General features: G+C 68.9%; 11 protein-coding genes and 1 pseudogene. 7 read left to right on the forward strand and 5 right to left on the reverse strand.

From position 1 onward, the window contains the following. Positions 1-289: 289 nt before the first annotated feature. From ACFWVC_RS35540 to ACFWVC_RS35560, 5 genes and pseudogenes are all read right to left on the reverse strand, one after another. The gene (locus tag ACFWVC_RS35540) at positions 290-1,111 is read right to left on the reverse strand and encodes an alpha/beta hydrolase (RefSeq protein ID WP_384297234.1); all 822 of its coding nucleotides are present in this window, start codon (positions 1,109-1,111) and stop codon (positions 290-292) included. 658 nt (positions 1,112-1,769) lie between these two features. Further along, positions 1,770-2,186, reverse strand: a complete 417-nt coding sequence (locus ACFWVC_RS35545) for a hypothetical protein (RefSeq protein ID WP_384297236.1) — start codon at positions 2,184-2,186, stop codon at positions 1,770-1,772. Positions 2,187-2,342: 156 nt separating this feature from the next. Continuing rightward, positions 2,343-2,615, reverse strand: a pseudogene (locus tag ACFWVC_RS35550) (transposase); the annotation flags it as partial. Positions 2,616-2,817: 202 nt separating this feature from the next. Then, a complete protein-coding gene (locus ACFWVC_RS35555; protein WP_384297238.1) occupies positions 2,818-5,286 on the reverse strand; it encodes an ATP-binding protein in 2,469 nt (822 codons plus the stop codon). Positions 5,287-6,078: 792 nt separating this feature from the next. Continuing rightward, positions 6,079-9,720, reverse strand: coding sequence for an ABC transporter ATP-binding protein (locus ACFWVC_RS35560; RefSeq protein WP_384297240.1), 3,642 nt, complete (start codon positions 9,718-9,720; stop codon positions 6,079-6,081). Between the two features lie 784 nt (positions 9,721-10,504). Here ACFWVC_RS35560 and ACFWVC_RS35565 point away from each other — a divergent pair. The 7 genes from ACFWVC_RS35565 to ACFWVC_RS35595 all read left to right on the forward strand — a co-directional run. Next, positions 10,505-11,749, forward strand: coding sequence for a PLP-dependent aminotransferase family protein (locus tag ACFWVC_RS35565; protein WP_384297242.1), 1,245 nt, complete (start codon positions 10,505-10,507; stop codon positions 11,747-11,749). Between the two features lie 86 nt (positions 11,750-11,835). Beyond that, the gene (gene dpgA / locus ACFWVC_RS35570; protein ID WP_384297247.1) at positions 11,836-12,987 is read left to right on the forward strand and encodes a 3,5-dihydroxyphenylacetyl-CoA synthase DpgA; all 1,152 of its coding nucleotides are present in this window, start codon (positions 11,836-11,838) and stop codon (positions 12,985-12,987) included. A gap of 31 nt (positions 12,988-13,018) precedes the next feature. Continuing rightward, positions 13,019-13,693 (forward strand): enoyl-CoA-hydratase DpgB, encoded by a 675-nt coding sequence (gene dpgB / locus ACFWVC_RS35575; RefSeq protein ID WP_384297249.1) that lies wholly within the window; start codon positions 13,019-13,021, stop codon positions 13,691-13,693. 74 nt (positions 13,694-13,767) lie between these two features. After that, positions 13,768-15,027 carry a (3,5-dihydroxyphenyl)acetyl-CoA 1,2-dioxygenase DpgC gene (gene dpgC / locus ACFWVC_RS35580; protein ID WP_384297260.1) on the forward strand — a complete coding sequence of 420 codons (1,260 nt, stop codon included), beginning with the start codon at positions 13,768-13,770 and terminating at the stop codon, positions 15,025-15,027. Then, complete coding sequence (gene dpgD / locus ACFWVC_RS35585) at positions 15,024-15,845, forward strand: enoyl-CoA-hydratase DpgD (protein WP_384297252.1); 822 nt, start codon at positions 15,024-15,026, stop codon at positions 15,843-15,845. The genes dpgC and dpgD overlap by 4 nt, the downstream gene beginning before the upstream one ends. Positions 15,846-16,076: 231 nt before the next feature. After that, positions 16,077-16,280: an MbtH family protein gene (locus tag ACFWVC_RS35590; protein WP_384297255.1), complete on the forward strand. Its 204-nt coding sequence runs from the start codon at positions 16,077-16,079 to the stop codon at positions 16,278-16,280. Between the two features lie 303 nt (positions 16,281-16,583). Continuing rightward, a partial coding sequence (locus ACFWVC_RS35595; protein WP_384297258.1) for an amino acid adenylation domain-containing protein occupies positions 16,584-23,393 on the forward strand: 6,810 nt, incomplete at its 3' end.

Here is a 23,393-nt window from a genome sequence, read left to right on the forward strand (position 1 = left end):
TCGGCTTGGGGCCGGCCGGGGTGTGGTGGGCGGGCGTGGCCGACGCGAACGCGGTCACGCCGGCGGCCAGGGCGACACCGGTCGCGCCGAGAACGACTATCCGGAAGGTACGACGGCGAAGCATGGATTTCTCCTGATGTGATGGTGTTGTCGCGGCGGGCACACACGCCCGCGCGGGTGGGGCACGCGACGATCGCGCCCCAGGGAGAGCCCCCGCCAGTGGCGGGGGGTGTCGCGGTCAAGGCCGGCGGTCAGCGGGTCCCGCGGTGAGTGCTCGCGCGGTCCGCGGTCACACGTGGGCGGGAAGGTGGTCCTCGGCCCAGTTCAGTGCGTAGTCCGCGACTTCCCGCCAGCCGTCCTGGCCGATGATGAAGTGCGAGCGCCCCGGGAACTCCTGGTAGTCGGTGACGGCGGACGACTTGCGGTAAAGGCGCCAGTTGGCCTTGTTGACCTTGGGCGGGACGATGTGGTCGGCCTCTCCCGCGATGAACAGCAGTGGGGCCCTGCGGCTGTTGCGGAAGTCGACCCGGGTCGCGGCCCGGGGGTTGAAGTTGGCGAACGCCCCCTGGAACAGGACCCGCGCCGAGCCGGGGACGGCGTAGCGCTGGTAGTGCGCGTCGGACTGGCTCTCGTCGAGCGTGTTGGTGATGGCGTAGTGGAACTGCCGCGCCGTCAGGGCAACCGCCTTGTTCTTGTTGGCCGGGTTCCCCAGCACCGGCCACGCCGACCTGAGCGTCGACAGCGGCAGCGGCAGCACGCCCTTGACTGCCGCGGAGTCGATGGCGACCCCGGCACTGCCCAGGCCCCGATCGAGCAGGATCTGCACGACGGTGCCGCCGAAGGAGTGGCCCACCAGGATGGGCGGATGAGGCAGGGCACGGATGATCCGCTCGTAGTGGTCGACCACCTCGAGCAAGCCGACCCCCGCGATGCCCGAGGGGTCACGCCGCAGCTCCTCCACCTCACGGTCCAGCCCCGGCCAGGCGGGAGCCATGACTCTGTACCCCCGCCCCTCGTAGTACTGCTTCCACCCCTCCCAGCTGCGCGGGTTCACCCACAGGCCGTGGATGAGCACGATCGTGCCGGCCTCATTGGCAGGGGACTCGTTCATGACACCTTCCGAAGTAGATAGAACGTTCTGTTCACTTAAGCTAGTCGAACCGGTGCCTGCACGCAAGCGCACGATTGCGGACCGCGTCGAGTCGGCAGCGTGCGCCGGCCTCCCGCAGCGCCCCCAGACTGGCGCCGGAGGCCCCGGGCCCACATCCGTCGAACGCCTGGGGGAAAACCGGTCACCGACCCGTGCCGGGCAGTCGTTTCGACAGCGCACCAGGTGTCCGCCCGGTCGCCGGGCGGCAGCGCGGGCGCCACGGACCGCGCAAGGCCCCGGATTCCTCAGGCGAAAGATCCAGGAGTCGCCTCCCGGAGCCCGGGCGACCGGATTCGGCCGCCGCTTGGCCCCGGGACCGGCCATGAGCCCCAGTCGTCGACACCGTCATTCGACTTATGTGCGCCGGTCCCACCGGTATCGATACTGAGCAAGTGCCCATGCGGTCACGCGCTGGTGCCGGACCTGTCGTGGCCCATCACTGGCCAGGACTTTGGCCGCCTTACTGCTCCCACCATGCGCCGAGGAGCATGATGCCGAAGATCATCCTTGTCACCGGGGCCAGCAGCGGCCCGATGTGGTCGCTGATCCGGTCGGCGGATGACTGACCATGGCCTGACCGCGCGCATGGCCAGCGCGGCATGGCCCGTCGACGCGACGCTCAGGTCGTATTACGCTCCGCGGCCGACGGAGAGGGCGGTTGCTCGTCGCGGCTCTCCGAGGTGAAGGCGTCGCGGCGAGCGAGGGTCACCGACAGAGGCAGGCCCAGCCGTTCGGCTGCGCGGCGCCGGACACGCACCTGAGCTCGGGTCCGGGGTCGGAAGGAGGGGAGCCGCGAGCAGCCGCAGCCAGGGCGGTGATCGTAGGTCAGCCCCTCCGCGAGCACGGTCGCAACGACGGACCATGCCTTCGTGTCGCGTCGCCGGGGCGCGGCGAAGTCGTAGCCGGCGAAGACGAGGTGTTCACGACAGCCAGGACAGATGCGCTTCCGGATCGGCCATGTGCTGCCTTTGAAGGAGAGCCGGCACGCGATGCACACGTAGTGCCGGAAGGCGCCGTTGAACGCGTGGTAGCACATGGTCTGACAGGATATGCATCGTCCGCGGGCGGGCCCAAACGGATTCCTGGTGCCCGATCTGGCCAGTCGGCCGCCCGGTCAGCGTCGCTGTACCACACGAGGAGTGTGGACGCGCGGACAGCGGGACAGCCCTTGAGGTCGTTTTCTCGCGTTGCTTTATCCCGTGATGCGGGTTCGGTCCGGTGATGTCGGGTCGCGCCAGGAGACGGCGTTCTCGCCGGTGAGGCGACGAGCCATGAGGTCGGCCATCGCGATGTGGATCATGGCTTCGCACCTGCCGGTGAGGGTTTCGTAGTCGCGGGCCAGGCGGCGGTGAAGCATGAGCCGGCCGTAAGTCCGCTCGACCGTCCAGCGTTTCGGTTTGGGGGTGAATCCTTCGGCGCCGGGGGCGCGTTGGACGATCTCGAGGTCGATGCCGAGGGTGGCGGCCGGCGGCATCCCCGCATCGACCTTTCCGGCGGCCTGCGCCGCGGGCGCGGCGCGGGAGGTGTGGTCGCTGCTGGTAGAAGTCGAAGAGCGCTCCGGCGTAGCCGGGCAGGCCGTCCACGTCGAATGGCAGGGCTTCCAGCAGCTCGCCGATGGCCGGCTCCGCCACCGGCCGGCGGCCGTCGTCGACTTCGGCGGACGGAGGTCACTCCAAGGCCAGGTTCCAGCGTTTGCCACTCAGGCCCCTCGCCGGCTCGGAGCGAGGATTGCCGTACGGCTTGGCCGCGTGAGTCGCCCACGCCGCAACATGCGCGCGGGTTTTCAAGCCCAGGGTCACGCGGATGTTCTGCACGTGCGTCTCGACTGTCCGCACCGACACGAAGAGCCGTGCCGCTATCTGTCTGTTGGTCAGCCCCTGAGACAAGAGAGCGGAAATCTCCCACTGGCGTTGGCTCAATGGCCCGTGGGACCTTGATTCCACACCTTGAGCCTCCTGTCTGCCCAGCGCGTAGTCCACCATCTGCCTGGCTCCCAGGGCCCGCCCGTATGTGAGGGCCTGATCGGCTTTTGCCGGAGAGACTGCGGCGAACGCGTTCGACTGCGCCGTCTCCACCCGTGCCTGCCACCGGGAACCCATCCCGTACGACGGCGGCGCTTCCGGTGTCTGCGTGGCGGCCAGCAACCTGAGTGCGTGTTCGTATCTACCCGCGTGCACAGACGTCACCGCGAGGCCTTCGATCGCCCTCCCGGCCCAGAAGGGGTTGTCCTGGGCTTCATGAAGCAGCTCGACGAAGCGTGATTCCGCTTGTTCGAAATCGCCGTCCGCCAGGGCGAGTGCCCCGGCCGAGACCAGCAGCGCCCGGAATGGACCTGTCTGGGCTTCGGTTCGCGCGACACGCAATGCCTCGGCCACCAGACCCGAGATGCCGTCCGGGCATCCGGTGGTGGACACATACCGGGCAAGCGCGTACAGGACGACTCCGGTGGACGCCGGATCACGGAACCGAAGACTGGATTCAAGGGATTTACGAAGTCTCCATGCCGCCGCCGCGTTCTCCGGCGCCTGACGGACCAGATCGAGAACGAGCTCAGCGCGCCATCGCGCAACAGGATGGCAGGTCGCGCCTGCCATCCCGGCTTCTTCGACGAGAGTTGCGGCACGTTGATACTCGCCTCGCCATACGGCAAGCAACGCCTCAAGTGCCAGTGCATTCGTCCGGTACGTCGATGCGCCGTCAACACGCTTCAAAGCCGCACTGAGACGTCTGCATTCTTCCGGAGGGAATCCCTTCATCATGTCCAGCACGTCCAGCGCCGCGGCGAGTGGAATCTGGCGTTCATCACCTCCCGCGCTCAGCGACTCCAGAGCGTACGACAGGGTCTCGCGCTCCCGCTCCATCACGCCCAGGCACTCAGGCGTCAGCAGTCCCGTCTCCGGGAACGTGGCGATGCCTTCCACAAACCGGTCAATGATTCCGTCGCGAGCCCGTGTCTCGTGACCTTCGGCGATGAGTTTGCCGTGCGCGTACTGGCGAACCGACTCAAGAATCCGGAAACGGGCGAACCCACTCCGCTCCTTTCCGTAGGAGCCGATGAGCGACTTGGCCTCAAGCGCGGCGATGAGGTTCGGCACCTCAGGAGCCGACACCGCCCCGCGTGCTGCACCAGTCGCCGCGTCCAGTCCGAAACCGTCCGGCAGCAGCGAGAGAGCCTGAAACAGCTGCTGCTCATCCGGGGTGAGCAACTCGTAACTCCAGTCGAATGCCGCACGGAGGCTCTGATGCCGTGGATCCGCCAGCCGCCACCCACCCGTCAGGAAGTCCAGCCGATCGCCGAGCCGTCGATGGATCTCGGCCACGGGAAAGGCGCGGACGAGCTGCGCGGCCAACTCGATGGCAAGCGGGATTCCATCGAGTCGCGCGCAGATGGTGCCGACGTCCGCGGAATTCGCTTCGTCGAGCTGGAACTCGGGGCTCACCGCCCTCACGCGCTCGACGAACAGGCGCACCGCGGGGAACCGCATGAACTCGGCCGCCGATTCACGTGCGCCTGCCTCGGGGAAGGGCAGTCCGCTCATCGGGCTGACGGTCTCGCCCGGAAAGAACAGGGGTTCGCGGCTCGTTGCCAGCACACGTAGGGCCGGGTAACGGGCATACAGAGTCGACAGAATTTCGTTGCATTCCACCAGCAGGTGTTCACAGGTGTCGAGGATCAGAAGCCGATTGGAGTCCCGCTGTGCCGGCCGGCCATCCTGCGCGCCCGAACCCTCGAATCCGGCTGTGAGCCGCTGGAGCAGATCGCGCGCGTCGGTCACTTGCGACAACTCGGCCAGGACGACGGCCGCCTGCCCGCGGCGCTGCTCCTGCATGGCCGTGTGCAGTGCCAGGCGGGTCTTCCCGACTCCAGCCGGACCGGTGAGGGTGACCAGGCGGGCGCTCTGGAGCCGTCGTTCCAACTCCACCTGCTCATCCGCCCTACCGATGAGTGGGGTCAGCTGAGCGTGCACGGCGATCGCCGACGACGCACCGAGCCCCTCCCTGTTCTTGGTGCGCTGTCGATAGGCGCGCTGACGGCAGGCGTTGGAGCAGTATCGGGGTGCCGATTTTTTTGCCTGGGACTGGACAGGGATGCCGCATCCCCCACATTCGACGGGGTGAGGCGTGGTCATGTGCATACGGGTTCCCCAACGCGAAGAATGACACTGGAGCCGCACTACGCTGTGATCGGCAGATAGTTCGTCAGACCGTTTGCTCGTCCAGAGGAATCATGGACGTGGCTGCACGTGCATGATCGAGCCACCGGATTTCAGACCGCCGCGCTTCACATACATGCCGCGTCACATCATGTGTCCACAGATCGAGTACACATCGGAGCCCACAAGGTGTGCTCCTCGGATGAATGCGCATTGAAGATCGCGACACACCCGTGATCGGCAGAATTTCTCGTGGCCAACTCTTTCCTCCGGCACGTAAATCTGCCACTGATGAGTGAGTGCCGTCCACAGCTCGGCCCCTCAGCATCCTGCCAGTCAGCAGAGTGTCAATGGCGAAACGGGCGGGGTCGTTTCCAGCGGCTTCCCGGAACCTCGGCCGGCGTGGACGGCGCGAACAGCCAGGGCCAACATCAGCGCCTGGGCCGGGTGACGACCGAGAAGCGCGAGCCGTCGCACGTCAAGCCAACCCACAGCGGCGGTCAGGCCTTATCGCCCTGCCACACCGGGAGCGCCGTCAGTGCCGTCAGTGCCGTCAGTGCCGTCAGTGCCGGGGTGCTGTCGCAGCAGTGCGACGGCACCCCGGCTCCTGGGTACATCACGATGCCCGTTGTCAGGCACTGACTCTGGCCCTCCGACGCGAGGGTCCGTCGGTGACCTTGCCCCGTACGGTCCGCGGCACCTGCTGGGTCATGCGAAGCGAGGGCCCCGGCCCGGTCAGGAGTGATGCGTCGCCCGGTCCGGGGGCCGGTCACCTCAGCCTGCGACCCCCGCCGGGTGTCCCTCGGCGACGAAGGCCTCCCAGAGCCGAGCGTACGGTCCGCCCGCGGTGACCAGTTCGGCGTGTGTGCCGTCCTCCACCACCCGGCCATGGTGCAGGACCACCACCCTGTCTGCCCGCTCCGCGGTGGTGAGGCGGTGCGCGATCACCAGAGTGGTCCGGCCACCGAGCCGATTCGGGCGTCCGTCGCGCAGCCGGTCGGCAGCCTGGTTCACCACTGCCTCGGTGGCCATGTCCAGGGCGGCGGTCGCCTCGTCGAGCAACAGGACGTCCGGGTCGACCAGTTCGGCCCGGGCGAGTGCGATCAGCTGCCGCTGCCCGGCCGAGAGATTGCGCCCCTGGCCGGTCACCGGGTGCTGGTAGCCGCCGGCCAGACTCGTGATCATGGTGTGCGCGCCCACCGCGCGGGCGGCAGCCTCCACCTCGACGTCGGTGGCATCCGGTCGCCCGTACGCGATCGTGTCCCGGACGGTGCCGGCGAAGAGGTACGCCTCCTGCGGAACGACGCCGAGGCGGTGGCGGTAGTCCGTGAGGTGGTACCGGGTGATGTCGGTGCCGTCGACACGGACCGTGCCGCGGGTGGCGTCGTAGAACCGGGCAACCAGCTTGACCAGTGTCGACTTGCCGGCGCCGGTCTCGCCGACCAGCGCGACGGTCTGCCCGGCCGGGATCCGGAGGTTGATGTCGGTGAGCACTTCGCGGCTGCCCTCGCCACCGCTGTTGTAGGCGAAGCTGACGTTGTCGAACTGGATCTCGCCACGCAGCCGCTCCGCCCGGACCGGGTCGGCGGCAGGCGGGGTGCTGGTCGGGGTGCTCAGCAGCTCGCGGATCCGGCTGAGGCCGACGGCCGCCTGCTGGTAGCCGTCGGCGATCTGCGAGAGCAGGTAGACCGGCGAGAAGAAGAGCTCGATGTAGAGCAGGTACGCGACCAGCCCGCCGACGGTGAGGGTACCGCTGTCCACCCGGGAGGCACCGGCGATCAGCACGAGCGCGACCGCGGCCTTGGAAAGGAACTCGACGAAGGGGAAGTAGAGCGCACGGCAGAGCAACGCGCGCAACCGGGCGTCACGGTGGGCGAGTGAGTTGCCGACGAACCGCTCGATGGTGGTCGCTTCACGTCTGAATGCCTGGACGGTCCGCATTCCCGCGACGTTCTCCTGGAGGCCGGCGTTCACCGTGTCGATCAGGTCGCGGGAGATCTGATAATGCGCCGAGGATTTCCGGCGGAACACCAGCGTGGCGATGACCAGGGCGGGCAACACGGCGAAGACCACCAGGGCGAGGCCGACGTCGATGACAGGCAGCGCGACGAAGATCCCGGCGAACGTCAGCGCACTGACCACGGCCGTCACCATGCCGGTCTGCAGGAAGCTGGTGAGTGCGTCCACGTCGGCGGTCATCCGGGTCATGATCCGGCCGGAGAGCTCACGCTCGTAGTAGTCCAGCCCGAGCCGGTTCAGGTGCGCGAATATCTTGAGGCGCAGGGTGAACAGGACCCGTTCGCCGGTGCGGCCGCTGATCCGCGTCTCGGCCCTCTGCACCAGCCAGTCGAGCAGCACCACCCCGAGGGCGACGAGAGACGCGGCGGCGACCCCGCCCAGCGCGGCCCGGGACACACCGTCGTCGATGCCGTGCCGGATCAGGACCGGGAGGACCAGGCCGGCCGCCGCGTCCACGGTCAGCAACCCGAACGCAAAGGCGAGCGGGCCGCGGAACGGCTTGAGCAGTCCGGCCAGGGTGAAGTGCGGGTTGGCGGTCGCTTCGGCCCGCTCGATCGCGGGGGTGTCGAGGGCCGGCGGGAGTGTCTCGACTCCGGCCGGAAGCTTGGGATCGGGCTTCCGGGCCTCCGTGCCGCGCGCGGCGGCGCCCGGACCGGCCGGCGCCGTGGGGGGCGCGGCCGCATCCGGATCGGTGTCAAGACTGCCGGCACCGGCCTCCGGATCCGTGATGAGTCGCCGGTACTGGGCGCAACGGGCTTCCAGTTCCTCATGGGTGCCGAGGTCGACCAGTCGACCCTGGTCCAGGACTGCGATCCGGTCGGCCAGTTGGAGGGTGGAGCGGCGGTGCGCGACGAGCAGGGTCGTGCGGCCGGCCATGACGGAGCGCAGTGCCTCGTGGATCTCGGCCTCGACCCGGGGGTCGACCGCGGACGTGGCGTCGTCCAGCAGCAGAATCCTGGGGTCGGCGACGATTGCGCGAGCCAGCGCGATCCGCTGACGCTGGCCGCCGGAGAGGGCGAGGCCCTGCTCGCCGACCTTGGTGAGGTAGCCGTCCGGCAGTGCGCGGATGAAGCCGTCCGCCTGGGCCGCGCGGGCGGCCTGTTCGATCTGCTCTGTGGTGGCGCCGGGGCAGCCGTAGGCGATGTTGGCCAGCACGGTGTCCGAGAACAGGAAGCTGTTCTCGGACACGACACCGACCATGGATCGCACCGAGTCCAGCGTGGCCTCGCGCAGGTCCTGGCCGTAGAGCCGGACGGCGCCCGCCGTCGGGTCGTAGAAGCGCGGAATGAGCCGCCCCACGGTGGACTTGCCCGAGCCGGAGGCCCCGACGAGCGCGAGGGTCTCCCCATGGGCGAGGCGCAGGCTGAGGCCGTGCAGCACCGGACGGTCGAGGAGGCGGTCGTCGTCGCCGTGCTCGCCGAGGGTGCCCGGCTCGCGCGGGTCCGCGCCGTAGTGGAAGTCGACCTCGTCGAGTTCCAGCGCCGGCACGCCGTCCACGGGCCGCAACTCCAGCGCTCCCGGCGCTTCCTGGACCAGCGGTCGTTCGTCGATCAGTTCCAGGACGCGTTCGACCCCGGCACGGGCCTGCTGGCTGACGGTCAGGAAGACAGTCATCATCCGGACGGGAACGACCATTTGGGCCAGGTAGCTCGCGAAGGCGACGAAGGTGCCCAGCGTCACCTGCCCCTCGATGGCGAGCCAGCCTCCGAGGGCGAGCACACCGACCTGAGCCAGGGCGGGAATCGCCCGCATGGCCGAGCTGTAGCGGCTGTTGAGCCGGATGGTGCGAAGCCGCGTCGCGTAGAGGGCGCGCGAAGCGGACTCCAGTTTGCCGAGTTCCTGATCCTCCTGCCCGAAGCCCTTGACCACCCGGACCCCGCCGACCGCGGCGTCCACCACGCCGGCGACCTTGGCCGCCTCCTGCTGGGCAGCCCAGGTTGCCGGAAAGATTCGCTTGCGGCACAGCACCGCGACCCACCAGAGCGTGGGACCCATCACCAGTGCCACAAGAGTGAGCAAAGGTGACATCCAGAGCATCACCAGGAGCGACACCACGATGAACAACACGTCGCCGACCGTCATCGACAGCATCGCGACCATGCCCTGGATCAGTTGGAGGTCGGAGGTCGCCCGGCCGACCACCTGGCCGGTGTCCAGTCGGTCCTGCTTCTCGCCGTCCAGCCGGGTCAGCGTGCGAAAGAGGTCGACGCGCATGTCGTGCTGGACATTCATGGTGAGTCGGTCGTTGTAGTAGGCGCTCACAAACCTGCACCCGGCGAACAGGACGGCGGCGAGCACCAGGGCGATCGCCCACGGGATGAGCGGCTGCCTGTGGGTGACGATGACATCGTCGATGACCAGCTTGGTGATCAGTGGGACGGCCGTGAAGATCGCCATGGCGAGCAGCGAGGCGCCGAAGGACAACAGGATGTGGCGGCGGTACCGCAGGCAGTAGCCGGCAAGGCGGCGGAACCAGCTCTGCTGGGCGGTGGGGCCGGCTGCGCCGCTCGCTGTGCCCGGATCCCACGGGGCGCCCGGGGCGCCGGGAGGAGCGATCGGGGTGGGGCGGCCCCTCCTGTCCTGAGGATGCCGCTCCGGTGTGTTCCGGTTCTCGGGGCCGGCGGGAGATGTCTCTCTGGTGGAGCCGTGAGCGTTATGCATATTCAGCGCTGACCATCTCTTGAGGCGAGCCTGTCCACGACGCCGCGGTTGACCATCACCAGAACTCGCCGCCCGAATCGCCGCATGGATTCATCCTGCTGGATCACAGTGACGAGCGCTTCCATGTTGCGGGCACCGGGAGTGCGCATGTGAGGTTTCGCGATTTTTCGTCGGAACAAGCATTCAGGCATCAGTGGTTCCGTGCATCAGTAGATTCCGCAGTTACGCTCAGAGCCGCCGTTCCTCAATGCGTACCTGCATGTTTTCTCCGGCGTGCGTGCAGAGCAAATCCCGTAACGGCGTGGCCCGAACCTCAATTCCAGGCATCAGTTGCCTTGGGCCGGCGGGTGTGGCAGCCTGCTCCCGGCCGCGGCACCAAAGAGATTTGTTTCCGGTGTCGACGCGAGTGCCGGTATATCCACAGGGCACCCGGCGTCCAGAATGGAACACAGTGAACGGTCACACCGCAGAACGGGTTTTCATGAAACTTCAAACGGTCGATCTTCATCGCTCGACGACCATGCCCGTAAGCGAATCCATGAATTTCCTCAACGAGATAGCACAGCGTTTTCCGGATGCTGTCTCGCTGGCTGCCGGGCGTCCGTTCGAGGGTTTCTACGACCTGGACGACGTCCACCGCTACTTCGAGACCTACCGCCGGCACCTGACCGATCGTCTGGGTGGTGACGAGGTCGCCGTACGGCGGACCCTTCTGCAGTACGGGCGCACCAAGGGGATCATTCACGACCTGATCGCGGAGCAGCTGCGCGTGGACGAGGGTATCGACGTCGACCCTGATGCCATCGTCGTCACGGTCGGGTGCCAGGAGGCGCTCTACCTGACGCTGCGTGCGCTGCGTCACGACGAGCGCGACGTACTGCTGGCCGTGACGCCCAGCTACGTCGGTGTCCACGGCGCGGCCGGCCTGGCGGACATGCCGGTACTGCCGGTCAGGGAGTCGTCCGAGGGGATTGATCTGGACGACCTGGTGGCCGTGGTCCGCGACGCGAAGGCCGCCGGGCTGCGCCCCCGGGCCTGCTACGTCATCCCCGACTTCGCCAACCCGAGCGGCGTCAGGCTGAGCCGTGCGGCGCGGGAGCGGATGCTCGCCATCGCCGCCGACGAGGACATCCTCGTTCTGGAGGACAACCCCTACGGATTGTTCGGCGACCCGTCCGGCCCCCCGACGATGAAGGCCCTCGACGAGCGTGCGCAGGTCGTCCACCTGGGTTCGTTCGCCAAGACGGGCCTGCCCGGGGCGCGGGTCGGCTTCGCGGTGGCGGACCAGCGGGTGGCCGGGGCCCAGGGCGACCAGGGCGTACTGGCCGACCAGCTGGCGAAGATCAAGAGCATGCTGACGGTGAACACCTCACCCATCGCGCAGGCGGTCATCGGCGGGAAGCTGCTCGAGAACGGGTACAGCCTGCGCGCCGCCAACATGCGGGAGACGGAGACCTACCGCGCCAACCTGGCCCGGGTGCTGGCCGGCCTGACGAAACGTTTCGGCGGAGTCCCGGGAGTCAGCTGGAACACGCCCAGTGGCGGCTTCTTCCTGTTGCTCACCGTGCCCTTCCCGGTCAGCGACGACCTGCTGGAGCTGAGCGCCGCCAAACACCGGGTCCTGTGGACCCCCGTGCACCACTTCTACGCCGACTCGCAGCCGCGCAACGTCATGCGGCTGTCGTTCAGCCACCTGCGGCCGGACGAGATCGAGGAGGGGCTGGACCGGCTCGCGGACTTCGTCCACGAGCAGTCCGCCAACTGACAACCGACGGACCACCAGAGGAAGAGAGCCGAGAACCCGATGGACACGCACACGCCGCTCCTTCGCGGCAAGCCGAGAAGCTGGGGATGGACCTACCGATGACCTCGATGCTGACCTACGCCGACCTGACCACCGCCGAGCTCCCGACCACAGTGCTCGAGGAGCCCGCGCCGTCCCCCTTCGCGCAGATCACCGGCGTCGGCACGGCCGTGCCCCCGACCTCGTACTCCCAGCAGGACATCCTGGATATCTTCGACATCCAGGACCCGAGGATCCGTTCGGTCTTCCTCAACAGCGCGATCGAGCGCCGGTTCCTTACGCTCCCGCCCGAGAACGGTGACGGCACCCGCGTGATGGAGGTGCAGGGCGAACTGCTCGCCAAGCACAAGGCCCAAGCCGTCGACATGGGAATCCGGGCCATCCAGGAGTGCTTGAAGGACACCGGCGCGGACGTCTCGGACATCCGCTATCTGTGCTGTGTCACGACCACCGGCTTCCTCACCCCGGGTCTGAGCGCCCTGATCATCCGCGAGCTGGGCATCGACCCCCACACCAGCCGACTCGACGTCGTGGGCATGGGCTGCAACGCCGGACTCAACGCACTCAACGCCGTGAACGGCTGGGCCCGGGCACATCCGGGTGAACTCGCCGTCATGGTGTGCTCCGAGGCGTGCTCCGCCGCCTACGTCTTCGACGGAACCATGCGGACCTCCGTGGTCAACAGCCTGTTCGGCGACGGCGCGGCAGCCGTCTCCCTGCGAGCCGGCGAGCCGGTCGGCCTCGAGCCCTCGATACCCGGGCCGCGCATCCTGAAGTTCTCCAGCTACATCATCACCGACGCCATCGACGCGATGCGCTACGACTGGGACAACGACCAGGACCGGTTCAGCTTCTTCCTGGACCCTCAGGTGCCCTACGTGGTCGGCGCGCACGCCGAACGGGTCGTCGACCGGCTGCTGGCCGGAACCGGGGTGCGTCGCAGCGACATCGCCCAGTGGCTGGTCCACTCAGGCGGCAAGAAGGTCATCGACGCGGTCGGGGTCAACCTCGGCCTGACCCGCCACGACGTCCGCAACACGACGAGCGTGCTGCGCGACTACGGCAACCTCTCCAGCGGCTCCTTCCTCTTCTCCTACCAGCGGTTGGTGGAAGAGCGCGTGGTCGAGCCGGGCGACTACGTCGTGCTGATGACGATGGGCCCCGGTTCCACCATCGAAACCGCTCTCGCCCGCTGGTAACGCCCCGATCCGAACAGGAAGACAAGACATCATGACCCGTTCCGCCTCCCTCGCCGTTGACCTGTCGATCCGTGTCGACGGTGCCCAGCCCCTGTCACCCGAACTGGTCCTGGCCCTCAACGCCCTGTGCGACCAGGCCGAGGACGCCGACGCCCGCGGACCTGTGGTCCTCGAGATCAGCGGTGCGCCCGCGACGGTGCGCGACCTGCCGCTCCCCCTGGTGAACAAGTGGGAGCGCGCGCTCCGCCGGCTGGAGCGCCTGGACATGCCCGTCGTCGCCGTCATGACGGGCGACTGCGGCGGCGTCGCACTGGAGGCCCTGCTCGCCACCGACTACCGCATCGCCGAGCCCACGGCGCGCCTGCTCCCGTCCGTCGAGGCGGAAGCCGTCTGGCCCGGAATGGCCCTGTATCGGCTGGTCAATCAGATCGGTGTCGCGGCGACCCGTCGAACGGTCCTCTTCGGCACTCCGGTGCCGGCCGACCAGGCCCTGGCGATGCACCTGCTGGACCAGGTGACGGACGACCCGGCGGACGCGCTCTTCGACGTCGTCGAGACCGTCATGTCCTCGGCCCACGCCAGCCCGGCCATCCGCCGCCAGTTGATGCTGGACGCGACCACCACCAGCTTCGAAGAGGCCCTCGGCCGCCACCTGGCCGCCTGCGACCGCGTGCTGCGCAACACGACCGAAGAGGCCTCGTCGTGATCGACTCGGCACCGGCCCCGGCCGATGCCACAGGAGAGCGCGAGCTCGGCACCGACCAGGCAACGGCCCGTCGGATCGTGGCCGACACGGCCGACCGGGCGGAGCTCTTGCTGTCGGCCCTCCCCCGGCCGTCCGACCGCTCCCCCGAACAGCGCGCACTCGCCGCCGATGCCAAGAACGCCGCTCGCGCCGTGCGCGCACGCTTCATGCGACTCCACGGCGAGGCGGTCTACCAGCACCTGACCGACGGCCGAACGGCCGATCTGCGCCTGCCCGAACTGGTGGCCGCCGCAGCCGTCGCCTACCCCGGGCTGGTCCCCTCCGCCTACCAACTGGCGGCGGACCAGGGCCGTGCCCAGGCCGACAAAGAAGGCTGGGAGATCGACCAGGGCATCTTCCTGCGCGAGGTGCTGCGATCACCCGGATCAGGACGCCATCTCATCGATGCGATGGCCCTCCCCACTGCGCGGGCAGTGCAACTGCTGCCCGAGTTCCAGCGCACCGGCGAGCTGGATCTGGGTTCGGTGCGCCTCGAGCGGCGGGGCAGTGCCGCACATCTGACGATGTGCCGCGACGACTGCCTCAACGCCGAGGACAACCGGCAGGTCGACGACATGGAGACCGCCGTCGATCTCGCCCTGCTCGACCCGGGCGTAAGCGTGGGACTGCTACGTGGCGGCGAGATGACGCACCCCCGCTACCGCGGCAGGCGGGTGTTCAGCGCCGGCATCAACCTCAAGAGCCTGCACGCCGGTCAGATCACCCTGGTCGACTTCCTGCTGCGACGGGAACTCGGCTACATCAACAAGCTGTTGCGGGGCATCCGGGTCGACCACACCGGGGCGTGGCACACCTCGGCGATCGAGAAGCCCTGGGTGGCGGCGGTGGACACCTTCGCGATCGGCGGTGGCGCGCAGCTGCTCATGGTCTTCGACCGCGTCCTGGCGGCTGCCGACTCCTACCTGAGTCTCCCCGCCGCCCAGGAGGGCATCGTCCCTGGTGCCGGGAACTTCCGCCTGGGCCGGCTGGCGGGCGGCCGGGTATCGCGTCAGATGGTGCTCTGGGGACGCCGGATCCACGCCACCGAGCCCGACGCCCGGCTCCTGCTCGACGAGGTGGTCGAGCCGGACCAGCTGGATCGCGCAGTGGACCGGTCACTGGACCGTCTCGACAGTCCGGCGGTGGTCACCAATCGCCGCATGCTCAACCTGGCCGAGGAACCGCCGGAGTCGTTCCGGCACTACATGGCCGAATTCGCCGTACAGCAGGCCCTGCGGCTCTACAGCGAGGACGTCATCGGAAAGGTCGGCCGATTCTCGGCCGCCCGTTCATGACAGGGCCAATGGAGTCCTCCGGGCTCACCGCAGTCCGCTACGAGAAGCGCGACCGCGTCGCCTATGTGACGCTCGACCGACCAGAGCGCGCCAATGCGATGGATTTGCGCATGCATGAGGAACTCGGTGCCGTCTGGGACGACTTCGAGGCCGACGACGAGGTGTGGCTGGCCGTCCTCACCGGCGCGGGAGACCGGTCCTTCTGCGCCGGCCAGGATCTCAAGGAACTCGCCGCCAAGATCCAGGACGGAACCGCCACCCCCTCGACCTTCGGCAGTCGAGGCAAGCCCGGCTGGCCCAGGCTCACCGATCGGTTCGGGCTCGCCAAACCGGTGATCGCCCGGGTCAACGGCCACGCGTTCGGCGGCGGCTTCGAACTCGCCCTCGCTTGTGACGTGATCGTGGCCGCGGACACCGCCAGCTTCGCGTTGCCCGAGGCGAAGCTCGGACTGATCGCCGGCGCGGGAGGTGTGTTCCGGCTGACGCGGCAGGCACCGTACCGCGTCGCGCTCGGCCACCTGATCACCGGACGCCCCATGACGGCGGCTCGTGCCTACGAACTCGGTCTGGTCAACGAGGTCGTCCCGGCCGCGGACCTGGACGCCCATGTGGAGCAGTGGGTCGCCGACATCCTCCGCAGCGCTCCCCTCTCGGTCCGCGCGATCAAGCAGGCCGCGGCGGCCGCCGCGACCATGCCTCTCGAGCAGGCCTTCGAAACCCGCTTTCCGTGGGAGGAACGCCGCATGCACAGCGCGGATGCCCAGGAGGGTCCGCGGGCCTTCGTCGAGAAGCGCGGTCCGCAGTGGAGGGGGTGCTGACGCTCTGGCGACCGTCTCGGCGGTCCGCCCGCCATGCCCTGGAGGGTATTGCGGGCGGACCGCCGCACGGCCCCGCACCGACGACGATCACGCACACCGGTAACGGCGGTTATTGCGGATGTCCGAGCCCCGCAACCAACCAGATCATGAACCTCAAGGCTGTCGCCGAGCGCCACCTGATGGACCGGCGGTGCCCACGGAGAACCAAGACTCACCGATAGGAATCAGACAATGAATCCCTTTGATGCTTCGGACGGCCGGTTTCTGGTGCTCGTCAACGACGAGAACCAGCACTCACTGTGGCCGGCGTTCATCGAGGTTCCCGAAGGCTGGACGGTCGTCCACTCCGCCGATGCCAAGCAGCCCTGCATCGACTACATCGAGTCCCACTGGACCGACCTGCGTCCCAAGAGCCTCATCGACCAGATGAGCTGACGTAACGCCAGGTACGTCGACCAAGCCGCCCGGCGTTCATGCCGGCCCGTGGATGCACCCGGTGCCCGGTCGGCGGCCCCACGGCCGACCGGGCCCGCCTCCCGCAATGCGGGGGGCGGCACCGGCGTGTCTCACGGTCGGCCCCGATCCCCTGAACCTGCGGCGCGTCCGGCGTAGCGCCGCAACCGCGCGCTGACCGGACCAGCCCGAATCCGACCGACTCAACCGCGCACGAGGCTCCTGGACCGGGGCCCATTGGGCGTGCTTTTCGTACTCATCGGCACATTCACTCGAGGACTGAAGATGTCTCAGATTCCTGCATCGTCGCCCTGGTCCCTGTCTGGTCCCCCGGAGTGGTGGGCCGGTGAGGGTCGGGACGCGGCCTGGGATGCCTGGCGCGGCGTACTGTCCGGCCTGGAGGAGCCCTGCCTGGTCGCCGCGGTGGACCGCACGGACGAACCGGTCGGACCCGAACAGGTCGACGTCGAACTGAGCGAGGAGTTCACCGCGGCTGTCACCGCGGCCTCGCGTGAGGCGGGCGTGACGATGAACACGCTGGTCCAGGGTGCTTGGGCGATAGTGCTGTCACGCATGACCGGCAGGCAGGACGTCGCCTTCGGTGCCACGGCCGCCGTCCGCCCGGCGGAACATGCCGAGGACGAGACGGCGATGGGCACCACGTTGCCGGTTCGTGTCCTGCTCGAACCGACCGAGTCGCTGACCGCGCTACTGGCCCGGATCCAGGACCAGCAGTCCGTGCTGACCGGCCATCAGGGCGTCGAGCTCGCCGGCATCGAGCGCATGGCCGGACTCGGGCAGCTCTTCGACACCTGCGTTGCCGTCGAGGACGATCGTGTCGACCACGAAACCATCGCCGGGCTTGCCCCCGCTGTGCGGGCGAGCGGTGCGGACGATTATTTCCTCAACCGCTGTTCCCTCGGTCTGACGCTGCTTCCCGGACGGCGGCTTCGTCTCGTGCTGAGCTACCGGCCCGACGTGTTCGGGCGGGAGAAGGCCGAGCGGTGGGCCGATGGTGTGCAGCGGGTCCTCGAGACCGCCGTGGCCGGCCGCACCGCACCCGTCGGCCGGATCAGCATCCTCGGCGCTGACGAAGTGCGGCAGCTGCTGGTGGAGTGGAACGCCACCGCTCCGGAGGTGCCCGCCGCTACGCTGCCAGGGCTGTTCTCGGCGCAGGCGGCGCGGACTCCGGACGCCGTCGCGGTGGTCTTCGGAGACACACAGGTCTCGTACCGGGAGCTGGACGAGCGTTCGAACCGGTTGGCGCGGCTGCTGATCGGTCGCGGTGTGGGACCGGAGTCGCTGGTCGGGGTGCTGATGGAACGCTCCCCGGAGCTCGTCGTCACCCTGCTGGCCGTCCTCAAGGCGGGTGGCGCATATGTGCCGGTCGACCCGGACTACCCGGTGGAGCGGATCACGGGCACCCTGCGGGACGCCGCCCCGGTGGTGGTTCTGACCACCGCGCAGGTCGCCGGCCGGATCATCCCGGCACTCGACGGACTGGACGGGATCGCCGGTCCGGGCTGGGTCGCGGTGGACGAACCGGGAATCCGGGCCGACTTGGCCGATCTGGACGGCGGTGCGGTCACCGACACGGACCGGCTCGCACGTCTTCTGCCCGGGCACCCGGCATACGTCATCTACACCTCCGGTTCCACCGGACGCCCGAAGGGTGTGGCGGTGCCGCATGTGAATGTGGCGAGTCTGTTCCAGGGCACGGACGAGTGGTTCGGCTTCGGTGCCGATGACGTCTTGACGTGGTTCCACTCGTACGCGTTCGACTTCTCGGTGTGGGAGATATGGGGCGCCCTTCTGCACGGGGGGCGCCTGGTGGTGGTTCCCTTTGACGTTTCCCGGTCCCCGCAGGACTTCCTGGAGTTGCTGGCGCGGGAACGTGTGACCGTTCTCAATCAGACTCCCTCGGCGTTCTACCAGCTGATGCAGGCCGAGAAGGAGAATCCCGATCTGGGTGCGAAGCTCGCGCTGCGCTCGGTGGTGTTCGGTGGAGAAGCGCTGGACCTCGCGCGGCTGCGCGACTGGTACGAGCGTCATCGTGATGATGCGCCGGTGCTGGTGAACATGTACGGCATCACCGAGACCACGGTGCACGTCAGTTACCTCGCGCTTGACGCGGCGACGGCCCGTGAGGGGCGCGGCGCCAGTCCGGTCGGCGGAGGGATCCCGGGACTGCGTACCTACGTGCTGGATGACGGGTTGCTGCCGGTGGCTCCGGGAGTGGCGGGCGAACTGTACGTCGCGGGTGCCCAGTTGGCCCGGGGATATCTCGGTCGCGGCGGCCTGACCGCGGAGCGGTTCGTGGCCTGCCCGTTCGGCGCGGCGGGTGAGCGGATGTACCGCACGGGCGATGTGGTGCGGTGGGCCGCCGAAGGTGTGCTGGAGTTCGTCGGCCGGGCGGACGAGCAGGTCAAGATCCGCGGCTTCCGCATCGAGCTCGGTGAGATCGAGACAGTGCTGCTCGGTCACGAACACGTCGGGCAGGCCGCGGTCGTCGTGCGGGAGGACGTCCCTGGTGACAAGCGCCTGGTCGCCTACGTGGTCGCCGGCCAGGATGCGGTGCCGGAGGGCCAGGCACTGCCCGCGACAGCGCGGGAGTTCTTGGCGGAGCGCCTGCCGGAGTACATGGTGCCGTCGGCGGTGGTGGTGCTGGAGACGTTGCCGCTGACGGTGAACGGGAAGCTGGACCGCAGGGCTCTGCCCGCTCCGGACTATGCGGCCGGTGCGGGTGCGGGGCGTGGGCCGGAGACGGTGCGCGAGGAGATCCTGTGCGCGGTGTTCGCCGAGGTCCTGGGCCTGCCCTCGGTCGGCGTGGAGAACAGCTTCTTCGACCTGGGCGGCAATTCGCTGCTGGCGGTGACGCTGGTCGAGGAGTTGCGGGAGCGGGGTGTGTCGGTGGATGTGCGCACGCTGTTCGCCGCGCCGACTCCGGCACGGCTGGCGGCGGTCGAGGGCCGCGAGGAGGTCGTTGTCCCGCCATGCCTGGTGCCCGAGGACGCGGAGGCGATCCTGCCGGGGATGGTGCCGCTGGCCGGACTGTCCGAGCAGGAACTGGCCCTGGTGGCGGCGGGTGTGCCCGGCGGGGCGGCGAATGTGCAGGACGTCTACCCGCTCGCGCCGCTCCAGGAGGGCCTGTTCTTCCATCACCAGCTGGAGGCCGCCGGCGGTCAGGATCCGTATCTGCTGCGGGTTGTGCTGCGGTTCGACTCGCGGGCGCGGTTGGACGCGTTCGTGGACGCGTGGCAGAAGGTCATCGACCGGCACGACGTCCTGCGGACCTCGATGGCGTGGGAGGGGTTGGACCACCCGGTGCAGGTGGTCCACCGACGGGCCGTGATGCCGGTCGCCGAGGCCGGCCTCGGCCCCGGGGTCACTGGTGAGGACGCGGTGCGGGCGCTGCTCGCGCAGGGCGAGGCTGCGATGGATCTGCGCCGTGCGCCGCTGATGGACGCGTCTGTCGCGGCGGACGGTGATGGCGGCCGGTGGCTGATGGTGCTGCGGATGCACCACATCACGCAGGACCACACCACTTTGGATGTGGTGCTGGACGAGGTGCGGGTGTTCCTGGAAGGGCGGGGGGAGCAGTTGCCTGCTCCGTTGCCGTACCGGAACTTCGTCGGTCAGGCGCTGCTCGGTGTGTCACGTGAGGAGCACGCGGCCTACTTCGCGAAGGCGCTCGGTGAGGTGACCGAGCCGACCGCGCCGTTCGGTGTGCTGGACGTACGCGGCGACGGCACCGACGTGACCGATGCCCGGCTGGTGCTGGAGTCGGGGCTGGCGGCACGCGTGCGCGAGCAGGCCCGCCGGCACGGCGTCAGCCCGGCCACCGTCTTCCACGTGGTCTGGTCGCGGGTGCTGGCCGCGGTCTCCGGCCGCGACGACGTCGTGTTCGGCACCGTCCTGTTCGGCCGCATGCAGGCCGGTGCGGGAGCCGACCGCGTCCCCGGACTGTTCGTCAACAGCCTTCCGGTCCGGGCCCGCACCGGTGACATCGGGGTGCGGGACGCACTGCGCTCGATGCAGGCCCAGCTGGCCGAACTCATGGCCCACGAGCACGCCCCGCTGGCGCTGGCCCAGCAGGCCAGCGGTGTGGCCGCACCGGCGCCCTTGGTCACCACCTTGTTCAACTACGCCCACAGCCCCATCGGCGACGACCCGGACGAGGCCGGATTCGAGGGGATCGAGACCCTCGACTTCGCCGAGCGGACCAACTATCCGCTCGCGGTGGTGGTGGACGACTTCGGTACCGGCTCGCGAGGCGGGTTCGGCTTCACCGTCCAGGCGGCCGCACCGATCGACGCGGATCTGGTCGCCTCGCTGATGCAGGCGACGACCCAGAACCTGGTGACCGCGCTGGATGAGGCGCCGCACCACTCGCTGAATCGTATCGGGGTTCTGGACGCGGACGAGTCGCGTCGGGTGCTGATCGGGTGGAACGACACCGCCCAGCAGGTGCCCGCGGGTACGGTGCCGGAGTTGTTCGCGGCGCAGGTGGTGCGGGCCCCGGACGCGGTCGCGGTGGTGTCCGAGGGCGTCGAGCTGACGTATGCGGAGCTGGACGCACGCTCGAACCGGCTGGCACGGCAGCTGATCGCACGCGGTGTGGGGCCGGAGCAGATCGTGGCGATCGCCTTGCCGCGTTCGGCAGAGCTGGTGGTCGCTGTGCTCGCGGTGCTCAAGGCCGGTGGGGCGTATCTGCCGGTCGACCCCGGGTATCCCGTGGAGCGGATCGCCCACATGCTCACCGACGCCGCCCCGGCGCTGGTGCTCACCACGGCGGACGCCGCACCGGCACTGCCCGTTGAGGACTCGTCCTCCGTGTTGCTGCTGGACGCGTCGGACACTGTCACGGCGCTCGGCGGACTGTCCGCGGTACCGGTGGCGGATGGCGAGCGTCTGTTGCCGCTGCTGCCGCGGCATCCGGCGTATGTGATCTACACCTCCGGCTCCACGGGCCGGCCCAAGGGTGTGGTGGTCTCCCATGTCGGTGTGGGGAGCCTGGTGGCCGCGCAGGCGCAGGCCTTCGCGGTCCGGGCCACAAGCCAGGTGGCGCAACTGGCCTCGTCCAGCTTCGACGCCGCGTTCTCCGAGGTGGCGGTGACGTTGCTGTCGGGTGCGGTGCTGGTGGTGCCACCGGCGGGGCCGCTGGCGGGTGAGGCACTGGCCGGGTTCCTGGCCGGGCAGGCGGTGACGCATGCGACGATCCCGCCGACGGTCCTCGGCTCGATGCCCGCTTCGGCCGCGGAGACCCTGACCGGTCTGGAGTCGCTGACGGTGGCCGGTGAGGCCTGCGCTCCGGAGCTGGTCAGCCGGTGGTCCGTCGGGCGGCGGATGATCAACGCCTACGGTCCCACCGAGTCCACCGTGTGCGCGACGATGAGCGACCCGCTCTCGAATGGGCTGCCGGTGACGATCGGCCGGCCGATGGCCAACACCCGTGTCTACGTCCTGGACAGTGGTCTGCGGCCGGTGCCGGTGGGTGTGGCGGGTGAGCTGTACATCGCGGGTCTCGGTCTAGCCCGTGGCTACCTCAACCGGCCGGGCCTGACCGCCGAGCGCTTCGTCGCCGACCCGTTCGGCAAGCCCGGGACACGGATGTACCGCACCGGCGACCTCGTGCGGTGGACCACCGACGGGCAGTTGGACTACATCGGCCGGGCCGACACACAGGTCAAGATCCGCGGCTTCCGCATCGAACCCGGCGAGATCGAAACACTCCTGGCCACACACCAGCACATCGAGCAGGCCGCGGTCGTCGTCCGCGAAGACAACCCCGGCGACAAACGCCTCGTCGCCTACGTCGTCCCCGCCCCGGACACCGTGGCAGACGCGCAGGTACTGCGCGCCCACATCGCTGCTGAACTGCCCGACTACATGGTGCCGTCGGCAGTGGTGGTGCTGGAGACGCTGCCGCTCACCCCCAACGGGAAGCTGGACCGCAGGGCTCTGCCGGCTCCGGATTATGCGGCCGGTGCGGGTGCGGGGCGTGGGCCGGAGACGGTCCGCGAGGAGATCCTTTGCGCGGTGTTCGCCGAGGTCCTGGGCCTGCCCGCGGTCGGTGTCGACGACAGCTTCTTCGACCTCGGCGGCCACTCACTGCTGGCGGTCACGTTGGTCGAGCGACTGCGGGCCCGGGGGGTGTCCGTGGACGTGCGCACGTTGTTCGCCGCGCCGACGCCGGCCCGCCTGGCCGCCGCCGAAGCCCGCGACGAGGTCGAGGTGCCCCTCTCCCAGATCCCCCAGGACGCGCAATCGATCCTGCCGGACATGGTGCCGCTGGCCGGACTGTCCGCACAGGAGCTGGCCCTGGTGGCGGCCGGTGTTCCCGGTGGGGCACCGAACGTGCAGGACGTCTACCCCCTCGCGCCACTGCAGGAAGGCCTGTTCTTCCACCACCAGCTCGAAGCCGCCAACGGCCGTGACCCCTACATGCTCCGCGTCGTCCTGAGCTTCGACTCGCGGGCACGACTCGACGCGTTCCTGCACGCCTGGCAGAAGGTCATCGACCGCCACGACATCCTGCGCACCTCCATCACCTGGGAGAAGCTGAAGCAGCCCGTGCAGGTGGTGCACCGGCGGGCGGTGCTGTCAGTCACCGAGACCGACCTCGGCACCGGAACTACTCCAGGCTTCACGGCTGCCGGTGAAGAAACCGTTCAGGCGCTGCTCGCGCAGTGCGAGACACCCCTCGACCTGCGCCGGGCGCCGCTGATGGACGCGTATGTCGCGGCGGACAGCGACGGCGACCGCTGGCTCATGGCGCTGCGTCTCCACCACATCACACAGGACCACACGACTTTGGATGTGGTGCTGGGTGAGGTGCGGGCGTTCCTGGAAGGGCGGGGGGAGCAGTTGCCGGACCCGTTGCCGTACCGGAACTTCGTCGGCCAGGCGCTGCTCGGTGTATCGCGTGAGGAGCACGCGGCCTACTTCGCGAAGACGCTCGGCGAGGTCACCGAGCCGACCGCGCCGTTCGGTGTGCTGAACGTACGCGGCGACGGCACCGACGTCACCGAAACACGCGTGCCCCTCCAGCCCGGGCTGGCGGCACGCGTGCGCGAGCAGGCCCGCCGGCACGGC

The organism is Streptomyces sp. NPDC058691 (genome assembly GCF_042714775.1).
Lineage (GTDB): Bacteria > Actinomycetota > Actinomycetes > Streptomycetales > Streptomycetaceae > Actinacidiphila.